We start from the raw sequence: 23,820 nt of genomic DNA, 5'->3' as shown, positions 1-23,820 counted from the left end.
GACGGCCTTAACATCGGAACAAACCGGCAGCCCGCTAACACATATCTTAATTAAGGAGGCGTTCCGTGTCGGAACAACAAGAACAACGCGCAACCTTTTCCACCCGCAAGGCATTTATCTTCGCCGCCATCGGCTCGGCCGTGGGGCTGGGCAATATCTGGCGGTTTCCCTATATCGCCTACGACAACGGCGGCGGGGCGTTCATCGTCCCCTATCTCATTGCCCTGCTGACTGCGGGCATTCCGCTGCTGCTCTTGGAATATGCCATCGGCCACCGCTACCGCGGATCGCCGCCGCTGGCTTTCCGCCGCGTACGCAAATGGCTGGAACCCTTGGGCTGGTGGAATGTGATGACCAATGTCATTATCTGCATCTACTACGCCGTCATCCTCGGCTGGGCGGCCAGCTACACTTGGTTTTCCTTTACTGCCGCGTGGGGCACCGACCCGCAGGCATTTTTCTATAACGACTACCTGCACATGGCCAAAGACACGGGCGTGAGCCTGGATATGGTGTGGCCGGTGTTCCTGCCGCTGGCGGGTGTGTGGCTGTTTACCATCGCCATCCTTGTTTTGGGCGTGCAAAAAGGCGTGGCGCGTTCTTCGGCGGTGTTTATGCCGCTTTTGGTCATCATGTTCCTGATTATGGTGGCCGTCGCCCTGACGCTGCCTGGTGCAACCAAAGGTTTGGACGCGCTGTTTACGCCGGATTGGTCGAAGCTCAGCGATTCGGGCGTGTGGATTGCCGCCTACGGACAGATTTTCTTCTCGCTCTCCATCTGCTTCGGCATCATGATTACCTACTCTTCCTATTTGAAGAAAAAATCCGATTTGGCGGGTACGGGGCTGGTGGTCGGTTTTGCCAACAGCAGCTTTGAAGTGCTGGCCGGCATCGGCGTGTTCGCCGCATTGGGCTTTATGGCGCAGGCTGCGGGCAAGGAAGTGAGCGAAGTTGCCACTTCGGGCTTGGGCTTGGCCTTTGTCGCCTTTCCCACCATTATCAACCAGGCACCTTTCGGCACTTTGCTCGGCCTGCTGTTTTTCGCCTCGCTGGTATTCGCGGGCATTACTTCGATGATTTCGATTGTGGAAGTAATTGTGGCGGCGGTGCAGGACAAATGGCGGCTCGGCCGTATCCCGGCCACGCTGGCCGTGGGCATTCCGATGATGGTGGTTTCGTCGCTGCTGTTCGGCACCACCACCGGCCTGCCCGTGTTGGACGTGCTCGACAAATTCGTCAATATCTACGGCATTGTCGCGGCGGGCTTCTGCTATGTGCTGCTGATGGCGGCCACCAAAACCCTGCCCAAGCTGGCGGGACACATCAACGGCATTTCGTCGTTTAAAGTCGGCACACTCTGGTACACCTGCATCACCGCCACTTTCTGCATTTTGGCCTATATGCTGGTGTCCGACAGTATGAACCTGTTGGAGAAAAACTACAGCGGCTATCCCGACTGGTTTCTCAATGTGTTCGGCTGGGGAATGTCTGTGGGGCTGATTGTCTGCGCCCTGCTGTTCAGCCTGCTGCCGTGGAAAAAAGAAGAGCCGTTTGATGCCGATGCCGAAGATGTGAAAGGAGACGGAAAATGAGTATGTTCGCCATCATTATGATGCTGATTTCCCTAATCGTGATTTGGGGCGGCTTCGTCGTCGCCATCCTGCGCCTGCCCAAGGAAGACGGCGGATAAAGCCGGACACCACAGCATATTGCGTTTGAAGAGGCCGTCTGAAAATTTGTTTTTCAGACGGCCTCTGCCGTCAAATTAGGATGTATCGCCCAAGCGGCGCACGCGGTTGCAGATTTTGGCACGGGCATTTTAAAAAACAGAAAAATGAGGCCGTCTGAATACACGGGTTCAGCGCATCCGAAATACCGTTTGCACTTTTCAGACGGCCTCTGCCGTCCGTGTAAAATGTGGTGAGGCCACGCACGCGTTCTTTGTTTTACAAACAACCTTCCGACCAATCCGCAAATCCGCGTGCGTCGCAGAGCGGCACACCTTGCCTGTTTATGCGGACAGAGAGGCGGATATTTCTTAATCTGACTCGTTATAAAAAGAAAGAGGCCGTCTGAAAACCGGTTGGCGGTTTTCAGACGGCCTCTTTTTTATATTGCCGTTTTCAGCGGCAGATATTAGTTGCCTGCTTTGATTTTCTGCCACAGATCAACGGTTTGCTTTTTCGCTTCGTTGCTCATCTGCGGCATCACGAAGCCGTCGGCCATATCTTGGTCGGTGGGGAAAATCGAGCGCACTTCGGTCAGCTTCTGATCCATCATTGCCTTCGCAGGCAGGCTGGCGGGGGCAAAGGTTACGTAGTTGCCGTTTTTCGCCGCCACTTCGGGCTGCAAAGTGTAATCGATGTATTTGTGCGCATTGACAACGTTTTTCGCATCGGCCGGAATCAGCCACGATTCGATCCAAAAGCCCATGCCTTTGGGGTTGAGCACTTCGATACCGAATTTGTTGCCCGCTTCTTCGGAACGCTTTTTCGCCATATTCAAATCGCCGCCGTTGCCCACCGCCAAACACACGTCGCCGCGTGCCAGTTCGTCGATCAGCGAGGGGCTGAAACGTTTGATGTCGGGACGCACTTTTTTCAGCACTTCGGCCGCCGCGTCGATGTCGGCGGGATTTTTGCCGGCAGGATCTTTATCCAGGTATTTGAGCAGAATCGGAAACACTTCGCTCGGACTGTCCCACATGGCGATACCGCAGCCTTTGAGCTTGGAAGTGTATTCGGGTTTGAACAGCAGATCCCAGCCGTTTTCCGGCAGCTTGCCGCCCAAAGCCTCTTTGCCTTTGGCGGTAATGGCCACGGTGTTTACGCCCGAGAAATAGGGAACGGCGTATTCGTTGCCCGGATCGGCAACAGCCAGCATTTCGAGCAGCTTGGGATTGATGTCTTTGTAGTGGGGGAGCAGGTCTTTGTTGATTTTCTGATACGCCCCGGCCTGAATCTGGCGCGGCAGGAAGGCGATGCCGGGAACAACGAGATCGTAGCCCGATTTTCCTGTCAGCACTTTGGCTTCGAGGGCTTCATTGTTTTCGTAGAGGTCGTAAACCAGCTTGATGTTGTTGGCTTTTTTGAACTCATCGACGGTTTCCTCGTCCACATAGTTCGACCAGTTGTAAATGTTCAGCGCGTCGGTCGCGCCGCTATTGGCAGCAGTTGCAGATCCACGGCTCTCGGCATCGGCTCCGCTTTGTCCGGAGTTTCCGCCGCAGGCGGCCAGTGCCAGTGCAATCATTGCAGTCAATAAGGTTTTTTTCATGATGGCTATCATTCCTTGCTGTTGATATTGAACGAAATATGCCGGAACACCAATGTCCGGCTCCGGATTGATTGTAACGGTTTTTTACAGAAAAACAAAATATTAAACATTTTCCCGCACCATTCTTTGCCGGATTCCGCCCCGCCGCACGCACGCACCTCTGCCCGCAGGGAAGGCCCGGCAAAGGCGCGGAACGTGAAAAATCCTTGCGTTCGGCCTGTTTGCTTATTAGAATGCGCGGTTTGCAAAATTCCATTTATTCAGGAGACAACCAACTATGGCCAACAGCGCACAAGCCCGCAAACGCGCCCGTCAGGCGGTAAAACACCGCACCCACAACGCCGGTCTGCGTACCGCATTCCGCACCGCAGTAAAAAAAGTTCTGAAAGCAGTCGAAGCAGGCGACAAAGCCGCCGCGCAGGCCGTTTATGTCCAGTCCGTAAAAGTCATCGACCGCATTGCCGACAAAGGCGTGTTCCACAAAAACAAAGCCGCCCGCCACAAAAGCCGTCTGTCGGCCAAAATCAAAGCCATGGCCTGACGCGCTTGAATGTGCAGCACACAGCCCCCGAAGCCGCCGCCATGCGGTTGGCGGGGGCTTTTTGCAACCGCCTCCCGGAGAAAGCCGCATGAACAAAACGCTTTATCTGTCCGCCCTCGTTTCCGTCCTGATACTGCCCGCCGCACACGCGGCCGACGATGCCGCGCTGCAATGCGCCCTGTTGCAGGAGAATGCGCTGCGCCTGGCCTGCTACGACAAAATCTTCGCCGCACAGTTTCCGCCTGTGCAAAAGGTAGGAATGCCGCAGCCCGCAGCCAAGCCGCAGCCGGATATAGTCGGAAGCGTGCGCGAAAGCATACAGCTTCGCGAGCCCGTACTGGTGGAGCATAAAGACGGCGTGGTTTCGCCTACGGAAGAGCTTGCCGAAGCGGCCGCAGCCTACACGCCTCTGAGCCGTATGTATGATTTGGATGCCAACCGCCCCGGCGGCATTCTCACCGTGCGCGAACACCAGCCCATGTACCTGATGCCGGCGTGGTACAACAGCAGCCCCAACCGCACGCCCTCTTCGCCCACGCGCGGCACCACCACCCAGGAGCGTTTTACCGACCAGCAGCGCACCGAAACCAAAATGCAGGTTTCCTTCAAAAGCAAAGTCGCCGAAGACCTGTTTAAAAGCCGTGCCGACTTGTGGTTCGGCTACACACAGAAATCCGACTGGCAGATCTACAACCAGGGCAACCGTTCCGCCCCCTTCCGCAATACCGACTACGAGCCTGAAATCTTCATTACCCAGCCCGTACGCTCGCATCTGCCCTTTGGCGGCCGCCTGCGCATGATCGGCGCGGGTTTCGCCCACCAGTCCAACGGCCAGAGCCGCCCCGAATCGCGTTCGTGGAACAAAATCTACGCCATGGCCGGCATGGAATGGGGCAGGCTGACCGTCATTCCCCGCGTTTGGACGCGCGTATTCGACGAAAAAGGCGATAAAAACGACAATCCCGACCTCGCCGACTACATAGGCTACGGCGATTTGAAGCTGCACTACCGCCTTACCGACAAACAAAACCTGTCCGCCACCCTGCGCTACAACCCGCGCACCGGCTACGGCGCGGCCGAAGCCGCCTACACCTTCCCCATCAAAGGAAAGCTGCAAGGCATTGTGCGCGGCTTTCACGGCTACGGCGACAGCCTCATCGACTACAACCACAAACAAAACGGCATCGGCTTCGGCCTGATGTTCCAAGGCTGGGACGGCCTCTGACCGCCTTTTCAGACGGCCTCGAAACACCAAAGGCCGTCTGAAAACAGCTTTGCGGACTCCCCCGCCTTTTCCACCCATTTCGCACACCGGAAACAGACATGGCAGAGCAAAAAGCAGAAAAAGAAAAAAACACCGTCGGCAAAGCGTTGAAAAAATACCTGATTACCGGCGTATTGGTATGGATGCCCATTGCCGTAACCGTGTGGGTAATCGGCTACATCATCTCCGCCACCGACCGGCTCGCCGCCCTCATCCCCGCCCAATGGCAGCCCGAACGCTACCTCGGCTTCAATATTCCCGGCACTGGCTTCATCGTTGCCGTCATCGTCCTTTTCCTGACCGGCGTATTCGCCGCCAACGTCCTCGGCCGCAAAATCCTCGAAGGCTGGGACAGCCTGCTCGGCCGCATTCCCGTGGTCAAATCCATCTATTCCAGCGTGAAAAAAGTGTCCGAAAGCCTGCTGTCGGACAACAGCCGCTCGTTCAAAACCCCCGTACTCGTCCCCTTCCCCCAGCCCGGCATCTGGACCATCGGCTTTGTTTCCGGCAGCCTGCCCGACAACATCGCCGCCGCCCTGCCCGATGCCGAACCGCGCATACCCGTCTACGTCCCCACCACGCCCAATCCCACCGGCGGCTACTACATCATGGTACGCGCAAGCGACATCCGCGAGCTGGACATGAGCGTGGACGAAGCCCTGAAATACGTCATCTCGCTGGGCATGGTGCTGCCCGACGACACAGCGGTAACAACACCGGGCGCGGGCGGCTCCCAAGAGGCCGTCTGAAAACGGCGGCGGCGGATTGCGGCAAAGCCCCAAACCGCACAAGACTACCTGAAACCCGTGCAAAGCATTAGAATCCGCCTGTTCCGCTTTATCTCCGCAAAGCACACCGTTTCAGACGGCCTCTGTTTTATGCCAAACCACATTTGAAAGGCTCATCATGTCCCGCATTGCCCAAATCCTCGCCACCGCCGCACTCGCCCTGACCGTTGCCGTCCCTGCCGCCGCCAAATCCGAACAGGTTGAACGGGGAGATGCCGACACCTATCTGTTCGACCTGCTGAAAAAACCCGCCTACCGCAAAGTGTGGCGCAGCCAAATCGTGCCGCACACGCCCAAAAAACACGGCTATTGGATTAAAAACGCCAACGGCCCCACCGCCCCCGAAGAGCCGGTAAGCGTGGAAGGCAGACGCTACCTCGCCTCCACCCTGTGCGAGCCGCACAACTGCATCAGCAACACACTCTATATCCTCATCAACAAACAACGCGCCGTCGTGCTGTACCGCGAAAGGCAGGCCGTCGAAGGCACCACCGATTTCCGCTACAGCGACCACTACTACGGCAAGCCCACCGCCGCCGAGAAAGAAGCCCTGCAAAAACTCGTTCCCGCCGACGAATAAACCTTTTCAGACGGCCTGACAGCCTGCAATCCGACCCCGCTTTACCTGCCCAATCATGCCTATCCCCTCCTTTGAAGAATTACGCCTGCCCATTCTTAAACTTCTTGCCTCGGGAGAAACACGGCGTAAAGCCCAATTGATCGAACCGCTGGCCGCACATTTCGGTTTGGATACCGACGATATTGCTCAAGAATATGAATCGGGCAACGGCGCAGTGTTTGCCGACCGTATTTCTTGGGCATTGAGCTATCTGGCATTGAGCGGCCTGCTGTCCCGTCCCAAACGCGGACATTATGTGATTACCGGTTTGGGCAGGGAATACGCACAAAAAGATGCTGCCGAAGTCATCGCCTACGTCAAACAGAAAATGACGGAGCGTGAACGTGGGCAGAAAGCCGACGGCAAAGAAACGGTTGCTACTGCGGAAGTAGCGGACACCACACCGACAGAACAGCTTGAAGCCTCGTTTGGTGCCATACGCCAAAAAATATATGACGAAATCTTAAACACCATTTTGAGCAAAACACCACAGGCGTTTGAAAAGCTGGTGGTGGACTTGCTGCAAAAAATGGGCTACGGCGGCAGGCTGGAAAAATCCGCCCAAGTAACCCGGGCCAGCCGCGACGGCGGCATTGACGGCGAAATTCGTGAAGATGTGCTCGGTCTCGGCAGAATTTTTATCCAAGCCAAACGTTATCAAACCGACGCGGTAATCGGCCGTCCCGATATTCAGGGATTCGTCGGCGCATTGCAGGGGCAGAATGCAGACAAAGGCATTTTCATTACGACTGCCCGCTATTCGGCCGATGCCGTCCGTTATGTGCAAAATCTGTCCGCCACCCGAGTGGTGTTGATTGACGGCCTGCAATTGGCCGAATACATCTACCGTTACGATGTCGGAATGCAGACCGAGCAGGTATTTGCCATCAAAAAACTGGATGGCGACTTTTGGGATGAAATGCCGGATGACACGGCAAGATCCACATTCTGACCATTTCCGTACGCCCGGCAGGCAGCCTGAAAGCCTGCATAAAATCCGGCAAAACATTAAAATCCGCCCGTTTCCGTTTTCAGGCTGTTTCAGGCCGTCTGAAAACTTTTAAATACTCCGTCAAAACAGAAAGACCGAAACCATGCGTACCAACTACTGCGGCCTCATCAGCGAACACTATCTCGACCAAACCGTAACCGTCAAAGGCTGGGTACACCGCCGCCGCGACCACGGCGGGGTGATTTTCATCGACCTGCGCGACCGCGAAGGCATCGTCCAAGTCGTAATCGACCCCGACACGCCCGAAGCCTTTCAGACGGCCGATTCCGCCCGCAACGAATACGTTTTGAGCATCACCGGCCGCGTGCGCAACCGCCCCGAGGGTACCACCAACGACAAAATGGTGTCCGGCAAAATCGAAATCCTTGCCAAAGAAATCGAAGTGCTGAACGCCGCCGCCACGCCGCCCTTCCAAATCGACGATGAAAACCTCAGCGAAAACGTGCGTCTGACCAACCGCGTCATCGACCTGCGCCGCCCCGTCATGCAGCGCAACCTGCGCCTGCGCTACCAAGTAGCGATGGGCGTGCGCCGCTATCTCGACGAGCAGGGCTTTATCGACATCGAAACCCCGATGCTCACCCGCTCCACTCCCGAAGGCGCGCGCGACTACCTCGTGCCCAGCCGTGTGCATCCGGGCGAATTTTTCGCTCTGCCGCAATCGCCGCAATTGTTCAAACAACTGTTGATGGTGGCCGGCTTCGATCGCTACTACCAAATCACCAAATGCTTCCGCGACGAAGATTTGCGTGCCGACCGCCAGCCCGAATTCACCCAGATCGACTTGGAAACCTCGTTCCTGTCCGAAGACGAAATCATGGACATCACCGAGGGCATGGCCAAACAGGTATTCAAAGACGCGCTGGGCGTGGATTTGGGCAGTTTCCCGCGTATGCCTTATTCCGAAGCCATGTTCAACTACGGCTCGGACAAGCCCGATATGCGCATCAGCCTGAAATTCACCGAGCTGACCGACCTGATGAAAACGGAAGAATTCAAAGTATTCCGTGCCGCCGCCGACATGAAAGGCGGCCGGGTCGTTGCCCTGCGCATACCCGGCGGCGCGAAGTTCAGCCGCAAGGAAATCGACGAATACACCAAATTCGTCGGCATCTACGGCGCAAAAGGCCTGGCTTATATTAAAGTGAACGACGTATCCAACCTTTCCAACGGCGAAGACAGCGGCCTGCAAAGCCCGATTGTCAAATTCCTGTCCGAAGCCGCATTGAAAGAAATCATCGCACGCACCGGCGCACAAAACGGCGATTTGATTTTCTTCGGCGCAGACAAAGCCAAAACCGTCAACGAAGCCTTGGGCGCATTGCGCATCAAAGTCGGCTTGGAACACGGCGCGGCCGACGGCTATTTCACCGACGAATGGAAACCGCTGTGGGTGGTGGACTTCCCCATGTTCGAATACGACGAAGAAAACGACCGCTGGGCGGCCATGCACCATCCGTTCACCTCGCCCAAGCCCGGCCACGAAGACCTGATGGAATCCGATCCCGAAAACTGCCTCGCCCGCGCCTACGACATGGTGCTCAACGGCTGGGAAATCGGCGGCGGCTCCATCCGTATCCACCGCGCCGACATTCAGGAAAAAGTGTTTGCCGCGCTGAAAATCACGCCCGAAGAGCAGCGGGAAAAATTCGGCTTCCTGCTCGACAACCTCAAATTCGGCGCACCGCCGCACGGCGGCCTGGCTTTTGGTCTCGACCGCTTGGTAACGCTGATGGCCGGTGCCGAATCCATCCGCGACGTGATTGCCTTCCCCAAAACCCAGCGCGCCCAATGCCTGCTCACCAACGCGCCCGGTGCGGTGGACGACAAACAACTGCGCGAACTCGGCCTGCGCCTGCGCCAGAAAGCGGCGGAAAACAAAGAAGCCTAGCCGCCGCCGAGCCGCAAAAGGCCGTCTGAAAACCGGTTTGCCGGTTTTCAGACGGCCTCAATCGCAAATACCGGCACCAAACACCCGTCTAAGGAACCGCCATGCAAACCCTCACCATCATCCGCCCCGACGATATGCACCTGCACCTGCGCGACGGCGGAGCACTCCAAACCACCGTCCCCTACACCGCCCGCCAGATGGCGCGCGCCGTGATTATGCCCAACCTCAAGCCGCCCGTCGTCTCCCCCGCCGACGCACTGGCCTACAAGCAGCGCATTCTCGCCGCCCTGCCCGCAGGCAGCCGCTTCGAGCCGCTGATGACGCTTTACCTCACCGACAAAGCCACACCCGCCCTGGTACGCGAAGCCAAAGCTGCCGGCATCGCCGCCTTCAAACTCTACCCCGCAGGCGCCACCACCAATTCCGATTCCGGCGTAACCGACCTGTTCAAACTCATCCCCGTATTGGAAGAAATGGCGCGGCAGGGCATATTGTTTCTGGTACACGGCGAAGTAACCGACCCCGAAATCGACATTTTCGACCGCGAAACCGCCTTTATCGAGCGCGTGATGAAGCCCGTTTTGGCGCGTGTTCCCGAATTGAAAGTCGTATTCGAACACATCACCACCGCCGAAGCCGCGCAGCTGGTGTGCCAGTCGGGCGGCAACGTGGCGGCAACGGTTACGCCGCAGCACCTGCTGCTCAACCGCAACGACATTCTGGTCGGCGGCGTGCGCCCGCACCACTACTGCCTGCCGGTACTCAAACGCGAAACCCACCGCAAAGCCCTGATAGAAGCCGTTACCGGCGCAAAATCGCACAAATTCTTTCTCGGCACCGATTCCGCGCCGCATGAAAAAGCCGCCAAAGAAAACGCCTGCGGCTGCGCCGGCATATTCAGCGCGATGACCGCCGTCGAGCTTTACGCCGAAGCGTTCGAACAGGCGGGCGCGCTGGCCAAACTCGAAGCCTTCGCCTCGCAAAACGGCGCACGCTTCTACGGCCTGCCCGAAAACCAAGACACCATTACCCTGGTAAAACAGCCGCAAACCGTCCCCGAAAGCCTGCCCTACTGCGGCGGTCTGCTCGTACCGATGCGTGCGGGACAGACAGTCGGCTGGACAGTACGGTACTGAACGAAACACACAAAAAAGGCCGTCTGAAAAAAGCACAATCCGCTTTTTTCAGACGGCCTGTCCGTTTTACCGCACCGAATACGCGTAGGGTGTGCCGCTCTGCGACGCACGCGCCCCTGCCGGCAGTTCCCTGCCGAGCGGAAGAAATGCCGTCTGAAAGATGCTTGCCGCCCCGACCCTCTGCTACAATTTCCGCGCCCCGCAACGGGGCGGATTTTTTAACCCTGCGGCGCAAGCCGCCTGTCTGATTACGGAGACAACCATGTTCCCCCCGCGCATTTTTCACAAACTCCTGCCAAACTCCGCCGCCCTTGTCCTGCTGCTGGCCTTTGCCGCCCCCGTGCAGGCTGCTTCGGCCGACAGCCGCGCCGCCCGACAAGCGGTTGAAGCATACAAGTCCGGCAATTACGGCCAACTCTTCCGCCTGCTCCGCCCCTTTGCCGAACAAGGCGATGCTACGGCGCAAACCGGTTTGGGTGCGTTGTATGCCGAAGGCCGGGGCGTAGCGCGAAACGACAAACAGGCGGCCGCGTGGTTCCGCAAAGCCGCCGAACAGGGCAATGCAGACGCGCAATACAATTTGGGCGTGCTGTATTACGGCGGCCGTGGCGTGGCACGGGACGACAAACAGGCAGCGGAGTGGTTCCGCAAAGCCGCCGAACAAGGCTATACCGACGCACAATACAACTTGGGCGTACTGTACGCCGAAGGCCGCGGCGTACGGCAGGACTACAAACAGGCAGCGGCGTGGTACCGCAAAGCCGCCGAACAAGGCCACATCGACGCGCAATCCAACTTGGGCGTGTTGTACGACAACGGACAAGGCGTAGCGCGGGACTACACACAGGCGGCAGCATGGTTCCGCAAAGCCGCCGAGCAAGGCGATGCGGTGGCCCAATACAACCTGGGCGCGATGTACGCCGAAGGCCGTGGCATAAGGCAAGACCTCACACAAGCGGCGGCATGGTTCCGCAAAGTACTGGCGCAGCCCGATACGGCGGACAATGCCGCAATCAAAGCCAAAGCCCGCGCGGCCCTTAAAGCCGTTTGAATATCAAACGGCAGCAACAAGCCCGCAGAGCCACACCAACGTAGGGTGTGCGGCGCAGCCACGCACGCATTCCCGACAAATGCAGAGGCCGTCTGAAAACCGCAATATGCTTTTCAGACGGCCTGATGTTTCCCTATGCCGCCAAGCATTGTTGCCCGCAGAAAACGCGTGCGCCGCTTAGGCGGCACACCCTGCCGAACGGCAACATTGCCCGTGCCGGACACAGCGGTTGCCAAACCCCGTAGGGTGTGTGGCGCAGCCGCGCACGCGTTCCCGCCGGTTCGGAAAAAGGCCGTCTGAAAACCGCAATATGTTTTTCAGACGGCCTGATGTTTCCCATGCCGCCAAGCATTGTTGCCCGCAGAAAACGCGTGCGCCGCTTAGGCGGCACACCCTGCCGAACGGTAACATTGCCCCGTGCCGGACACAGCGGTTGCCAAACCCCGTAGGGTGTGTGGAGCAGCCACGCACGCGTTCCCGCCGATGCAGAGGCCGTCTGAAAATGACGGCATCGCCCTCTTTTCCGAACCAACGCAGCTTGTGCAGCGCAGCCGCTTACGTGTTTCTTGACGTTCGGCACAGGCCGTCTGAAAATCCGTTTTCCCAACCAAAGGAGAAGCCCCATGCAGCCCCAAGAAAAACCCTATCCCCGCGTCCTCACCGTCGCCGGCTCCGATTCCGGCGGCGGCGCGGGCATTCAGGCCGACCTCAAAACCTTCGGCGCACTCGGCGCATACGGTGCAAGCGTGATTACCGCCGTTACCGCGCAAAACACCACCGGCGTGCAGGCCGTACACACCGTTCCGCCCGAAATCATACGCGCCCAATGCGAATCCGTTTTTTCCGACATCCGCATCGATGCCGTCAAAATCGGTATGCTGCCTGACACCGCCGCCATCCGCACCGTGGCCGACGCGCTGCGCCGCCATCCCGTGCCTTTTACCGTGCTCGATCCCGTCCTCGTCGCCACTTCCGGCGACAGCCTCGCCCTTGAAGACACCTGCGCCGCCCTGCTGGCCGAACTCATGCCGCTGGCCGACATACTCACGCCCAACCTGAGCGAGCTGGCCGCCCTCAGCGGCAACACCCTGCCCGAAAGCGAAAGCGAAATGCTCAAACAGGGCGAAAGCCTGCTGGCACGCGGCGCGAAAGCCATATTGCTCAAAGGCGGCCATTGGAGCGGCGACACCGCCCGCGACTGGCTGGTGCGCCGGAATGCCGATCCGCAATGCTTTATCGGCAGCCGCATCCCCACGCGCCACACCCACGGCACCGGCTGTACGCTGTCCAGCGCAATCGCCGCCCTCTATCCGCACAGCAGGCAGCTCAATCTCGCCGTGGCCGCCGCCAAAAGCTATCTGCACGGCGCAATCGATGCCGGACAACACTGGCAGCTCGGCCACGGCAGCGGCCCCGTCGCCCACTTCTGGCGCACCGTGCGCTGAACACTGCGCCGTTTGGAAAACGGGCAAGAGGCCGTCTGAAAGCACGCTTTTGGCGAAACCGAAACCGCAAAACGCTTTTTCAGACGGCCTCATATTTTCTATCCGGCAAACACCCAAGCCCGCAAAACCGCGTGCGCCGCTTGGGCGGCACACCCTGCCAAACGGCCAAACCGTCATGCCGAACCTGCCGTAGCGTGTGCGGTACAGCCACGCACGCATTCCCGACAATGCAGAGGCCGTCTGAAACCGCCGATACGCGCAGCAAAAGCGGCAAACGCTTTTTCAGACGGCCTGTTTCTCCCCGCAAACCCGCAGCCGGCCGAGCCGCCCGATGTTTACCGACACCCACACCCACCTTGCCGAACCGCCGCTTGCCGGCCGCCTGCCCGAAATACTCGCCGAAGCCGCCGCAGCGGGCGTAACGCGGTTTTTCGTTCCTTCCGCCCGCCGTGCCGACTGGCCGGCGGTATCGGCTTTGGCGGACGCGCGGATTGTCCCTGCTTTCGGCATCCATCCGTGGTTTGCGGCGGAAGAAGGCGGAACAGACGATTGGCAGGCTCTGGAAGAACTGCTGCGCCGCCATCCGCAGGCGATGCTTGGCGAAACGGGTTTGGATTATCTACATACCGCAGACGAAACGCAGCGGCAGCGGCAGCGCGAATGCCTGTCCGCGCAGCTCGATCTGGCTTCGCGCCACCGCCGCCCCGTGCTGCTGCACAACGTCCGCGCCGGCGCGGATCTGCTGCACCTGCTGCGGCAGCACGGCATCAGGCGCGGCATCGTCCACGCGTTTTCCGGCAGCATGGAAGAAGCACGCCTGTTTGCCGCGCAGGGCATGAAAATCGGCATCGGCGTTCTCGTTTTAAACCCGAATGCGAAAAAAGCCCGCCGCGCCGCCGCAGAGCTGCCGCTCTCTGCTCTGGTGTTGGAAACCGACAGCCCGTTTATGGCCAAAGATGCGGCCAACACGCCTGCCCGGGTTCGCGCCGTTGCCGAAACCGTCTGCGCCCTGCGCGGCATTTCTCTTGCCGAGTTGGCTGCCGCTGCCGAAAGCAATGTGGCGGAACTGCTGGATGCGGCGGATTTTCCGGGTTGTTCCGAAAAGTCTTAACTGTGCCTGCTTACGGGAAATACCGGCCGAATGCGGGTGGAGTCCGTTGTGTCGGCCGCGTGGGCACCGCCAATGACATGAGGCCGTCTGAAAACGCAGCCCCGCACGGGCGGAATCTGTTTTCAGACGGCCTCATATATTGCGCCCCATGTAAGGGGCGTATCTTGCAAAAGGAAAGCCCCTTTAACTTAGTGCCGAGTGAAAGGGGCTTTTATGTGTCTTGTTTTCCATACTGCCAATCCCGAACCGCCGGCTTTGCTTATGAGGCTTGATGTTCGAGTACAAACCGCGCACCGCCGTCCTGCGCGAGGATTTCTGTGAGCGCGGGCAGGCTTTGTGCGAGCTGTTCGGCCAGCAGGTAGGGCGGGTTGGCGGCGAAGATGCCGCTGCCGTGCATGCCGAAGCCGTCGGCCCGGGGTGTGCCGGTGTGCAGCTCGGCGCACAGGTGGTTTTCGGGCGCGAGTTTTTTCAGTTGTTCGGGCAGTGCGCGGCTTTCTTCGCGGCTCAGGCAGGGATACCAAATCAGGCAGCAGCCTTGCGCGAAACGTTTTTGCGCGTCTTTCAGCGTCTGCGCCACGCGGGCGTAGTCTTGTTTTTCTTCATAGGGCGGGTCGATTAGGATTACGGCGCGGCGGGTCGGCGGCGGCAGCAGGGAAATCAGGCCTTTGAAGCCGTCTTCGCGGCTGAGGATGCCGCGCCGTTTGAGTCCTGCTTCGCGCATATTGTTTTCCAGCAGGGCAAAATCGGCAGGATGCAGCTCGAACAGCCGCAGTTTGTCGCATCCGCGCGTTTGCGCCTGTGCCAGCCACGGCGAACCGCAATAAAGGCCGGGTTGGGGCAGAATGGTTTTCAGACGGCCTGCAAACCGTGCCAGCGGTTCGGGCAGGGTGCTGCGTTCTGCCGCCGCAAGCAGCCGTCCGATGCCGTGGCGGTGTTCGCCCACTTTCTGTGCGTGGCCGCTGTTTAAGTCGTAAAGGCCGGCACCGCTGTGGGTGTCGATATACCAATAGGGTTTGTCTTTGCGGTTGAAATATTCGAGGGTGAGGAAGAGTATGAAGTGTTTGAGTATGTCGGCGTGGTTGCCGGCGTGGAAGGCGTGGCGGTAGCTGAGCATAAAACGGCCGTCTGCATCTGTGAAAAGGCGATTTTAAGCCAAGTGCGGCTTGTGCGGTAGGGGCTGGGGCGAGTAGGCGCGGGGGCAAATCTGCGGTAAGATACGCAGGATTTTTTATTCAATTTTCAGACGGCCTGCACAAGATGTTGCAGGCCGTCTGAAACCGTTTAACCGATAGCAGAAAACCACCATGAAAACCTCCGAACTCCGCCAAAAATTCCTCAAATTCTTCGAATCTAAAGGCCACCAAATCGTGCCTTCCTCCCCGCTCGTGCCGCACGGCGATGCGACGCTCTTGTTTACCAACGCGGGCATGAACCAGTTTAAAGACGTATTCCTGGGCTTCGACAAACGCGCTTACAGCCGCGCCACCACCGCGCAGAAATGCGTGCGCGCCGGCGGCAAGCACAACGATTTGGAAAACGTGGGCTACACCGCCCGCCACCACACATTCTTTGAAATGATGGGCAATTTTTCGTTCGGCGACTACTTCAAGCGCGACGCGATTCATTTTGCGTGGGAATTCCTCACCTCGCCGCAATGGCTGAACCTGCCCAAAGAAAAACTGCTCGCCACCGTTTATGCCGAAGACGACGAAGCCTACAACATCTGGCTCAACGAAATCGGCATGCCCGCCGAGCGCATCGTACGCATCGGCGACAACAAAGGCGGCCGCTACGCCAGCGACAACTTCTGGCAGATGGGCGACACCGGCCCCTGCGGCCCCTGCTCGGAAATCTTCTACGACCACGGCGAAGACATCTGGGGCGGCATTCCCGGCAGCCCCGAAGAAGACGGCGACCGCTGGATTGAAATCTGGAACTGCGTGTTTATGCAGTACAACCGCGACGAAGCAGGCAACATGAACCCGCTGCCCAAACCGTCCGTAGACACCGGCATGGGCTTGGAGCGCATGGCCGCCGTGATGCAGGGCGTGCACAGCAATTACGAAACCGACCTGTTCCAAGGCCTGCTCAAAGCCGTTGCCCGCGAAACCGGCGCACCGTTCAGCATGGACGAGCCCAGCCTGAAAGTAATTGCCGACCACATCCGCTCCTGCGCCTTCCTGATTGCCGACGGCGTGATGCCCGGCAACGAAGGGCGCGGCTACGTGCTGCGCCGCATCATCCGCCGCGCCGTGCGCCACGGCTACAAACTCGGCCAGAAAAACGCCTTTTTCTACAAACTCGTGCCCGATTTGGTCAAAGAAATGGGCGATGCCTACCCCGAGCTGAAAGAAAAACAAACTCACATCATGGAAGCCCTGCGCGGCGAAGAAACCCGCTTCGGCGAAACGCTGGAAAAAGGCATGGGGCTGTTTAACCAAGTGCTGAACGGCATGAAGTTTCTCAAACTCGAATCCCTGCTGCCGCTGGACGGCGCAGGCGAACCGCTGAAACTGCACACTTCAGACGGCCGCGAATTTACCGCCGCCGCCCGCCACAGCGCCGACGGCAAACAAATCGTCGTCCGCCCCCAAGTTTCAGGCAGCCTGAACGAAACCCTTGCCGTCGGTTTTGAAGACGTGGTCAGCGGAAAACTGCCGCCCGCCGAACACCGCCCCTACGGCGAAGCCCTGCACGGCTACCTGAAAGACAACATCGCCAACAGCAAACTCATCATCTCCGGCGAACACATCTTCAAACTCTACGACACCTACGGCTTCCCCTACGACCTCACCGCCGACATGGCGCGCGAACTCGGCATCGAGCTGGACGAAGAAGGCTTCGAGCGCGAAATGGCCGCCCAACGCGCCCGCGCCCGCGCCGCCCAAAACTTCAAAGCCAACGCCCAAGTCGCCTACGACGGCGCAGACACCCGGTTCCACGGCTACGACAAACGCAGCACCGACGCTACCATCCTCGCCCTCTACCGCGACGGCGAAGCCGTAAACGAACTCAACGCCGGCGAGAGCGGCATCATCGTGCTCGACCACACTCCGTTTTACGCCGAATCAGGCGGCCAAGTGGGCGACGTCGGCTACATCTTCAACGGCGAAAACCGCTTCGAAGTCGAAGACACCCAAAAAATCAAAGCCGCCGTACACGGCCACTTCGGCACACTCATGTCAGGCCGTCTGAAAACAGGCGACCGCATCTGCGCCGAAGTCGACAACGCCATCCGCGACGCCATCACCAAAAACCACAGCGTAACCCACCTCATGCACCAAGCCCTGCGCGAAGTGCTCGGCACACACGTCGAACAAAAAGGCAGCCTGCAAAACGCCGAACTTACCCGCTTCGACATCTCCCACCCGCAAGCCGTCAGCGCCGAAGAAATCGCCGAAGTAGAACGCCGCGTCAACCACGCCATCATGCAAAACGTGCCCGTAGAAATCAAAACCATGAGCATGGAAGAAGCCCAAAAAACCGGCGCCATGATGCTGTTTGGCGAAAAATACGGCGACCTCGTGCGCGTCGTCGTTATGGACGAATACTCCACCGAACTGTGCGGCGGCACCCACGTAGCCCGCACCGGCGACATCGGCTTCTTCAAAATCACCGGCGAAGGCGGCATCGCCGCAGGCATCCGCCGCATCGAAGCCATCACCGGCCAAAACGCCCTCGCATGGGTGCAGCAGCAGGAAGCCCTGTTAAAAGAAGCCATCGGCGAAGTCAAAGCCCAAGGCGCAAAAGACCTGCTCGCCAAAATCCAAGCCAACGCCGCCCAAACCAAACAGCTTGAAAAAGCCCTGCAAGCCGCCAAAGCCGAACTCGCCGTCCACGCCGGCGCAAAACTCCTAGACAACGCCAAAGACCTCGGCGCAGCCAGACTCGTTGCCGCCCAAATCGAAGCCGATGCCGCCGCCCTGCGCGACATCGTTACCGACCTCACCGGCAAAGGCGACAACATCATCGTGCTGCTCGCCGCCGAAAACGACGGCAAAGTCTCCCTCTGCGCCGGCGTTTCCAAACCGCTGACCGCCAAAGTCAAAGCCGGCGACCTCGTCAAACACGCCGCCGAACAAATCGGCGGCAAAGGCGGCGGCCGCCCCGACCTCGCCCAAGCCGGCGGCACCGATGTGGAAAAACTGCCCGAGATGATGGCAGGTATAGGAAGCTGGGTGAGCGCGAAGCTGGGTTGATTTGGGTTTGACAAAGGCAGCCTGAAATAAATTAGGGGGTTTGGGCTGTTTTAAATGGTTGAAAGGTGTATTTATGTTGAAAATGATTGATTTATTCTCGGGAGCCGGCGGTTTGTCGGAAGGCTTGAGGCAGGCAGGATTTCATTCTTTATACGCGAATGAAATTATGAAAACGTATTCAGAAACCTACGCATTAAACCACCCGAATACCATAGTAGATCAGCGTGATATACGTACAGTTGATGCTTTCGAAATCCGTTCAAATCTAGGTTTGCAACAAGGAGAACTGGATTTGATAGCAGGCGGCCCGCCCTGCCAAGGGTTCTCAATTAATGCTCCCATACGGACAACGGATGATGATCGTAATCATCTGTTTCGTGAATTTATCCGTTTTGTGGATGAATTCCAACCCAAAGCGGTTTTAATTGAAAATGTCCCAGGTCTGGTATCTTTTGAAAATGGAATGACATTGCAAGCTATTTTGTATGAGTTGAATAATCACGGATATTATGCGGACGTACGAATCCTGTATGCCCCGCACTATGGTGTGCCGCAAACCCGCTGGCGAACAATTATTATAGGAATGAAAAATTGGGAAGATATTCAGACGGCCTTCCCGCAGCCTGAATATGACGCCCCCCTGCGTGTAAATTTTACTTCTCATTTTAATGGTAGGAATATTATCGGATTTCCAAAAAAAAATAATTTGCAACAGCATATCTCAGTAAAAGACGCACTATCTGATTTGCCCGCCTTGGAAAACGGGGAAACAGGCAATGAATGCAAAGAATACCGAACCAAGCCTAGAAACCAATTCCAATCATTTATGCGTGAATTTTCATCAGGTGTTTTTAATCATGAAGCACCACGGTTGTCCAAAATTAATTTGGAACGTCTGACATATATTCCAGCAGGTGGAAACTGGACAAATATTCCTACCGATTTACTGCCAAGAGGAATGCAGCGTGCAAGAAAATCTGACCACACCAAACGCTATGGAAGAGTCAGTCCTGACGGCCTTGCATCGACTATTTTGACAAAATGTGATCCGCATTGGGGGGCTTATTTTCATTATGATCAAGACAGGGTTTTCAGTGTTCGAGAAGCTGCCCGCATACAAACATTCCCTGATCATTTTATTTTTACGGGTTCAAAAGCCGAACAATACGAACAAGTGGGTAATGCAGTTCCCCCTTTTTTAGCTGCGGCAATAGGTTATTCTCTTGTCAAACTTTTGGTTTCAGACGGCCAACATGAGAAAAAAGCAGCGGGTTTGTAAATGGCTGGATATATTTTTGAATTTTTCGGCTATCGTGTTGGAGACAAATCCGAAGCCGCCTTAAATGCCGTCAAAAATGAGGAATGCCCGTTTGTTTTGGAACGTTGTGAAAAAACATTCAATGATGGAACGGTTTCAGGAGTTTGTTCTATCCGGCAAGCAACATCAGAAAAAGCAGTTATCTGTTGCCCAATAAGACTTTATGCAGATGACTATCAAATTTTGAGAAATATTTCAGATAAAGTGTTCCTACCTAATCTTCCTTTTATTGCAGGAAAAGATGCAATTACTTTTGCGCGGGATAGCAGGAAAAAGTGTGTTGCGGTCTTTGGTAAAAAATGGGGAGGTGAGTTAAGGTTGCCTCAAAAATTAGGGAAAGGCGGTTATTTCGTTGATTGGGTTCTTGCATTTCTTGATGAAGAAGGACACCTTATTGAATTTACTGCGGTTGAGGTACAGACTATCGATACCACAGGAAATTATAGAAATGGATTTTCCGCCCTTAAAAACGGACGCATTTTGGAGAAAACAACCGTAGGCTTAAACTGGGAAAACGTATCCAAACGAATACTTCCACAGCTTATCTATAAAGGGCAGGTTCTCCAAAGGGAAGAACTATGTAAAAGCGGATTATTTTTTGTCTGTCCCCAGCCTGTTTTTAACCGTATAGCAGATAGATTAGGCGGAGCTTCAAAATTACTACGGTTTACACTACAACCTGCTGCAATTACTTTTATTGCACACGATTTCCCATCAAATCCTGTTTTGAGAGACGGTTTACCTACCGCATTAGAAGAGGTGGATTCATTAACAACAACTGTATATAGGGTGCAGGAAGCATTTAATAACGTAGAATTACCTGACGAAAACATTTATAAAACTGCCATACTGCATGCGCTTGGTAAAAAATAATTTGAGCAAGCAAGCCGTAGGTCGGATACTTGTACCGACGCATCCAAAGGCTGTCTGAAACCAAGCAATGTCGGTTTCGAGAATCCGACCTACAGGGTTCGCTTGGAAATTACGCTAAAGGCCATCTGAAAACCCGTCGCCATGCCCGCAAACCTACTGCCGTCATTCCCGCGCAGGCGGGAATCTTGGCTGATATTCGGCAATATTTGAGAAAATGAAGAACGGCTAAAATTCTACCAAGATTCCCGCCTGCGCGGGAATGACGAAACTTTGGGATTACAGGAAACTCTCAATTTTTTTTAGCCAGCCGTAGGTCGGATACTTGTATCCGACAACCAAAAGCAGCTTGAATGCGGGTAAATCCCGTTTTCAGGCAGCTTTCGGCAGAAACAGAAAGAAGCAGGCCGTCTGAAAACGGTTTCAGACGGCCTAAATTTAAAGACAACAACAAGTTAGGAGCAGACAGCATGAATTGCAGACGCAATTATCGCCAGCCAGCCAGCCAGCCAGCCAGCCAGCCAGCCAGCCAGCCAGCCAGCCAATTATAACTTAAATATCAATACCTTATCAAGCACTTCTGCCGTTTTGGAGGAGGCTTGATATGTCGGGCAACAAATCTCTGCACGCCGCCAACCGCGCCAAAAACGACGAGTTCTACACCGAACTGTCTGATATTGAAAAAGAACTGCGGCATTACAAACACCATTTCAAAAACAAAACCGTCTATTGCAATTGCGATGACCCGCGCATCAGCAATTTCTTCCATTATTTTTCCCACAATTTCGCCCATCTCGGCTTAAAAAGGCTGATTGCCACCTGCTACAAAAGCCAACGCACCGACTTATTCAGCCAAAACGACAGTGAAGCGGCAGTATGGCTGGAATATGAGGGCGACAAAAACGGTGATAATCTGCCCAATCCCGAAGAAATTGCCGTCAAACCGCTCAAAAGCGATGGCGATTTCCGCAGCGATGAATGTATCGGGTTGCTGAAACAAGCCGATATTGTCGTAACCAATCCGCCGTTTTCGCTGTTTCGCGAATATGTGGCGCAGCTTGTGGAATACGGGAAGAAGTTTTTGATTATTGGTAACGTTAATGCCATTACTTATAAGGAAATTTTTCCTCTAATTAAAAACAACCAATTATGGCTTGGGAATGGTTTTTCCGGTGGAAATGCTTACTTCAAAATAGCAGATACTAACCATGAGAGATTCGCAAAAGGTGTTTATAACCCAGAAACACAGTTAGTCAAATTTCGTAATGTCCACTGGTTCACCAATCTCGACCACGACAAACGCCATGAAGAGCTGGTTTTATACAAACGCTACACGCCCGAAGAATATCCGCATTACGACAATTACGATGCCATCGAAGTGGGTAAAGTGGCGGAAATTCCCTGCGATTTTGACGGAGTCATGGGTGTGCCGATTACCTTTTTGGATAAGCATAATCCAGAGCAGTTTGAGATTATTGGCACAACGGATAGAGGAGGCGATGACGTACCGGAAGTTGAAGCTATTAGGCTAACAACATTCAAAGAAGACAGTGCAAAAATCAACGGAAAAAAAGTTTATAAACGTATATTTATCAAGCGGAAGTAAACATGGAAATCGAACTGAAACAAATCACCGTACGCGAATTATTCCAAGACTACCAAGATGATGCCGAAAACGGCGTGCGTGCTTACGGCGGCCTGCTGGACGTGCGCCCGCCCTACCAGCGCGAATTTGTCTATAAAGACAAACAGCGCGATGCGGTCATCGAAACGGTGCGGCAGGGTTTTCCGCTCAATGTGATGTATTGGGCAAAGCGTGCAGACGGCACGTTTGAAGTCATCGACGGGCAGCAGCGCACCTTGTCGCTGTGCCAATACATTAACGGCGATTTTGCCTATCTGATGCGCTATTTCCACAATCTGCAAGGCGACGAACAGCAGCAGATTCTGGATTACGAGCTGATGGTTTATATCTGCGAAGGCACGGACAGCGAAAAACTGAAATGGTTTGAAACCATCAATATTGCGGGCGAAAAACTCACCGCGCAGGAGTTGCGTAACGCTGTATACCACGGCCCGTGGCTGGCCGATGCCAAACGCTATTTCAGCAAAAACGGCTGTGTGGCATACCAAATCGGGCAGGATTATGTTTCAGGCAGCCCGATACGGCAGGAGTTTTTGGAAAAAGCCTTAAACTGGATTTCCAACGGGCAGATTGAAAGCTATATGGCACAGCACCAAAACGACCCGAATGCACTGGCGCTGTGGCAGTATTTCCAAAAGGTAATGACTTGGACGGAAGCCGTGTTCCGCGTAAAGCGCAAAAAAGAAATGAAAGGCGTGGAATGGGGCAGGCTGCACAACCTCTTTGAAGACGAAGTATTGGATGCCGATAAATTGGAAGCCGAAATCAAAAACCTGATGCTGGACGATGAAGTCGGCAACAAAAAAGGCATCTATCCCTATGTGCTGACCCGCGATGAAAAACACCTCAACCTGCGTACTTTTTCAGACGGCATGAAGCGCAAAATGTACGAAAAACAAAACGGCATCTGTCCGCATTGCAAAGAAAAATTCGAAATCGGCCAAATGGAAGGCGACCACATCATACCGTGGCGCGAGGGCGGCAAAACCAGCGAAGACAACGGGCAGATGCTGTGCAGAAACTGCAACCGCAAAAAATCCGACAAATAAGTAAAAGGCCGTCTGAAAATGGGAAACCGGGTTTTCAGACGGCCTTTTTCCGTTAAAATCCCCATTCCCCAACCCTGAAACAGGAGAACCCCATGCAAGTTACCACCTCCGCCATCATCAACGGCGAATTTGCCGACCGATACGGCAAACGCGGCAGCCAGTTTAGTGAAAACGGCATGCCGACTTATTCTATTCCCTTTGAAATCAGCGGCGCACCGGAAGGTACGCAGTCGTTTGCCGTGGTGTTGGAAGACAAAGACGCGGTTACGGCCAGCGGTTTTGTGTGGATTCATTGGCTGATTGCGGATTTGACGCGCACTTCGGTGGCGGAAAACGACAGCATCGCCGCCACGGATTATGTGCAGGGCGCGAACAGTTGGGCGAGCGTGCTGGGCAAATTGAGCATTGAAGAAGCCTCAAGCTACGGCGGTATGGCACCGCCCAACTGCCGCCACCGCTACGAGCTGATTGTCTATGCGCTCGATACCAAGCTCAATCTGCCGCAGGGCTTCCGTTTCAACGATTTGCACTTTGCGATGCAGGGTCATGCGCTGGGCAGTGCGTCGGTGATGGGTACTTATGATGTGTGAGGCCGTCTGAACACG

The 23,820-nt window shown here is 55.7% G+C and carries 21 protein-coding genes; 19 read left to right on the top strand and 2 right to left on the bottom strand.

Annotated elements, in window-relative coordinates; translation table 11 throughout:
* Positions 1-65: 65 nt before the first annotated feature.
* The gene (locus DYE40_RS07820; RefSeq protein WP_115308562.1) at positions 66-1,592 is read left to right on the top strand and encodes a sodium-dependent transporter; all 1,527 of its coding nucleotides are present in this window, start codon (positions 66-68) and stop codon (positions 1,590-1,592) included.
* Positions 1,593-1,594: 2 nt separating this feature from the next.
* On the top strand, positions 1,595-1,690 hold the full coding sequence (locus DYE40_RS07815; RefSeq protein ID WP_172461238.1) for a methionine/alanine import family NSS transporter small subunit: 96 nt from the start codon (positions 1,595-1,597) through the stop codon (positions 1,688-1,690).
* Positions 1,691-2,136: 446 nt separating this feature from the next.
* On the opposite strand, the gene DYE40_RS07810 is transcribed toward DYE40_RS07815, so the two are convergent.
* On the bottom strand, positions 2,137-3,276 hold the full coding sequence (locus tag DYE40_RS07810) for an extracellular solute-binding protein (protein WP_115308941.1): 1,140 nt from the start codon (positions 3,274-3,276) through the stop codon (positions 2,137-2,139).
* 277 nt (positions 3,277-3,553) lie between these two features.
* On the opposite strand from DYE40_RS07810, the gene rpsT reads away from it, so the two are divergent.
* From rpsT to DYE40_RS07755, 11 genes are all read left to right on the top strand, one after another.
* Positions 3,554-3,817 carry a 30S ribosomal protein S20 gene (gene rpsT, locus DYE40_RS07805; RefSeq protein WP_115308560.1) on the top strand — a complete coding sequence of 88 codons (264 nt, stop codon included), beginning with the start codon at positions 3,554-3,556 and terminating at the stop codon, positions 3,815-3,817.
* Between the two features lie 88 nt (positions 3,818-3,905).
* Complete coding sequence (locus DYE40_RS07800; protein ID WP_115308559.1) at positions 3,906-5,042, top strand: phospholipase A; 1,137 nt, start codon at positions 3,906-3,908, stop codon at positions 5,040-5,042.
* A 98-nt stretch (positions 5,043-5,140) separates the two neighbouring features.
* Positions 5,141-5,830 carry a DUF502 domain-containing protein gene (locus DYE40_RS07795; protein WP_115308558.1) on the top strand — a complete coding sequence of 230 codons (690 nt, stop codon included), beginning with the start codon at positions 5,141-5,143 and terminating at the stop codon, positions 5,828-5,830.
* A 157-nt stretch (positions 5,831-5,987) separates the two neighbouring features.
* Positions 5,988-6,449, top strand: a complete 462-nt coding sequence (locus DYE40_RS07790) for an Ivy family c-type lysozyme inhibitor (RefSeq protein ID WP_115308557.1) — start codon at positions 5,988-5,990, stop codon at positions 6,447-6,449.
* Between the two features lie 55 nt (positions 6,450-6,504).
* Positions 6,505-7,440: a restriction endonuclease gene (locus DYE40_RS07785; protein WP_115308556.1), complete on the top strand. Its 936-nt coding sequence runs from the start codon at positions 6,505-6,507 to the stop codon at positions 7,438-7,440.
* 142 nt (positions 7,441-7,582) lie between these two features.
* Complete coding sequence (gene aspS / locus DYE40_RS07780; RefSeq protein ID WP_115308555.1) at positions 7,583-9,391, top strand: aspartate--tRNA ligase; 1,809 nt, start codon at positions 7,583-7,585, stop codon at positions 9,389-9,391.
* A 101-nt stretch (positions 9,392-9,492) separates the two neighbouring features.
* Positions 9,493-10,527: a dihydroorotase gene (pyrC, locus tag DYE40_RS07775; RefSeq protein WP_115308554.1), complete on the top strand. Its 1,035-nt coding sequence runs from the start codon at positions 9,493-9,495 to the stop codon at positions 10,525-10,527.
* 262 nt (positions 10,528-10,789) lie between these two features.
* Entirely contained in the window at positions 10,790-11,578 is a 789-nt protein-coding gene (locus DYE40_RS07770; RefSeq protein ID WP_115308940.1) for a tetratricopeptide repeat protein, read from the top strand.
* Positions 11,579-11,625: 47 nt separating this feature from the next.
* Positions 11,626-11,823 carry a hypothetical protein gene (locus DYE40_RS12295; protein WP_147286610.1) on the top strand — a complete coding sequence of 66 codons (198 nt, stop codon included), beginning with the start codon at positions 11,626-11,628 and terminating at the stop codon, positions 11,821-11,823.
* Positions 11,824-12,201: 378 nt separating this feature from the next.
* Entirely contained in the window at positions 12,202-13,023 is an 822-nt protein-coding gene (gene thiD, locus DYE40_RS07760) for a bifunctional hydroxymethylpyrimidine kinase/phosphomethylpyrimidine kinase (RefSeq protein ID WP_115308552.1), read from the top strand.
* Positions 13,024-13,354: 331 nt separating this feature from the next.
* A complete protein-coding gene (locus tag DYE40_RS07755) occupies positions 13,355-14,134 on the top strand; it encodes a TatD family hydrolase (RefSeq protein WP_115308551.1) in 780 nt (259 codons plus the stop codon).
* Positions 14,135-14,393: 259 nt separating this feature from the next.
* On the opposite strand, the gene DYE40_RS07750 is transcribed toward DYE40_RS07755, so the two are convergent.
* On the bottom strand, positions 14,394-15,248 hold the full coding sequence (locus DYE40_RS07750) for a 23S rRNA (adenine(2030)-N(6))-methyltransferase RlmJ (RefSeq protein WP_115308550.1): 855 nt from the start codon (positions 15,246-15,248) through the stop codon (positions 14,394-14,396).
* Between the two features lie 190 nt (positions 15,249-15,438).
* Between DYE40_RS07750 and alaS the strand changes: the two genes are divergently transcribed.
* From alaS to DYE40_RS07720, 6 genes are all read left to right on the top strand, one after another.
* Positions 15,439-18,333 carry an alanine--tRNA ligase gene (alaS, locus tag DYE40_RS07745; protein ID WP_115308549.1) on the top strand — a complete coding sequence of 965 codons (2,895 nt, stop codon included), beginning with the start codon at positions 15,439-15,441 and terminating at the stop codon, positions 18,331-18,333.
* A 73-nt stretch (positions 18,334-18,406) separates the two neighbouring features.
* Entirely contained in the window at positions 18,407-19,612 is a 1,206-nt protein-coding gene (locus tag DYE40_RS07740; protein WP_115308548.1) for a DNA cytosine methyltransferase, read from the top strand.
* On the top strand, positions 19,613-20,524 hold the full coding sequence (locus DYE40_RS07735) for a NotI family restriction endonuclease (RefSeq protein WP_115308547.1): 912 nt from the start codon (positions 19,613-19,615) through the stop codon (positions 20,522-20,524).
* Between the two features lie 601 nt (positions 20,525-21,125).
* Positions 21,126-22,127: an adenine-specific methyltransferase EcoRI family protein gene (locus tag DYE40_RS07730; RefSeq protein WP_115308546.1), complete on the top strand. Its 1,002-nt coding sequence runs from the start codon at positions 21,126-21,128 to the stop codon at positions 22,125-22,127.
* A gap of 2 nt (positions 22,128-22,129) precedes the next feature.
* Positions 22,130-23,215, top strand: a complete 1,086-nt coding sequence (locus DYE40_RS07725) for an HNH endonuclease family protein (RefSeq protein WP_115308545.1) — start codon at positions 22,130-22,132, stop codon at positions 23,213-23,215.
* A gap of 92 nt (positions 23,216-23,307) precedes the next feature.
* The gene (locus tag DYE40_RS07720) at positions 23,308-23,805 is read left to right on the top strand and encodes a YbhB/YbcL family Raf kinase inhibitor-like protein (RefSeq protein WP_115308544.1); all 498 of its coding nucleotides are present in this window, start codon (positions 23,308-23,310) and stop codon (positions 23,803-23,805) included.
* The last annotated feature ends 15 nt before the right edge of the window (positions 23,806-23,820 follow it).

Origin of the sequence: Kingella potus, assembly GCF_900451175.1 — a bacterium.
In the GTDB taxonomy this organism is placed as follows: Bacteria; Pseudomonadota; Gammaproteobacteria; order Burkholderiales; family Neisseriaceae; genus Neisseria; species Neisseria potus.
This window is presented reverse-complemented; position numbering and strand designations above follow the sequence as displayed.

Bases quoted from the DNA above. Each gene is read 5' to 3' on its own strand.
- DYE40_RS07815 (WP_172461238.1), top strand. From the start codon at position 1,595: ATGTTCGCCATCATTATGATGCTGATTTCCCTAATCGTGATTTGGGGC.
- DYE40_RS07810 (WP_115308941.1), bottom strand. From the start codon at position 3,276: ATGAAAAAAACCTTATTGACTGCAATGATTGCACTGGCACTGGCCGCC.
- rpsT (WP_115308560.1), top strand. From the start codon at position 3,554: ATGGCCAACAGCGCACAAGCCCGCAAACGCGCCCGTCAGGCGGTAAAA.
- DYE40_RS07800 (WP_115308559.1), top strand. From the start codon at position 3,906: ATGAACAAAACGCTTTATCTGTCCGCCCTCGTTTCCGTCCTGATACTG.
- DYE40_RS07795 (WP_115308558.1), top strand. From the start codon at position 5,141: ATGGCAGAGCAAAAAGCAGAAAAAGAAAAAAACACCGTCGGCAAAGCG.
- DYE40_RS07790 (WP_115308557.1), top strand. From the start codon at position 5,988: ATGTCCCGCATTGCCCAAATCCTCGCCACCGCCGCACTCGCCCTGACC.
- DYE40_RS07785 (WP_115308556.1), top strand. From the start codon at position 6,505: ATGCCTATCCCCTCCTTTGAAGAATTACGCCTGCCCATTCTTAAACTT.
- aspS (WP_115308555.1), top strand. From the start codon at position 7,583: ATGCGTACCAACTACTGCGGCCTCATCAGCGAACACTATCTCGACCAA.
- pyrC (WP_115308554.1), top strand. From the start codon at position 9,493: ATGCAAACCCTCACCATCATCCGCCCCGACGATATGCACCTGCACCTG.
- DYE40_RS07770 (WP_115308940.1), top strand. From the start codon at position 10,790: ATGTTCCCCCCGCGCATTTTTCACAAACTCCTGCCAAACTCCGCCGCC.
- thiD (WP_115308552.1), top strand. From the start codon at position 12,202: ATGCAGCCCCAAGAAAAACCCTATCCCCGCGTCCTCACCGTCGCCGGC.
- DYE40_RS07755 (WP_115308551.1), top strand. From the start codon at position 13,355: ATGTTTACCGACACCCACACCCACCTTGCCGAACCGCCGCTTGCCGGC.
- DYE40_RS07750 (WP_115308550.1), bottom strand. From the start codon at position 15,248: ATGCTCAGCTACCGCCACGCCTTCCACGCCGGCAACCACGCCGACATA.
- alaS (WP_115308549.1), top strand. From the start codon at position 15,439: ATGAAAACCTCCGAACTCCGCCAAAAATTCCTCAAATTCTTCGAATCT.
- DYE40_RS07740 (WP_115308548.1), top strand. From the start codon at position 18,407: ATGTTGAAAATGATTGATTTATTCTCGGGAGCCGGCGGTTTGTCGGAA.
- DYE40_RS07735 (WP_115308547.1), top strand. From the start codon at position 19,613: ATGGCTGGATATATTTTTGAATTTTTCGGCTATCGTGTTGGAGACAAA.
- DYE40_RS07730 (WP_115308546.1), top strand. From the start codon at position 21,126: ATGTCGGGCAACAAATCTCTGCACGCCGCCAACCGCGCCAAAAACGAC.
- DYE40_RS07725 (WP_115308545.1), top strand. From the start codon at position 22,130: ATGGAAATCGAACTGAAACAAATCACCGTACGCGAATTATTCCAAGAC.
- DYE40_RS07720 (WP_115308544.1), top strand. From the start codon at position 23,308: ATGCAAGTTACCACCTCCGCCATCATCAACGGCGAATTTGCCGACCGA.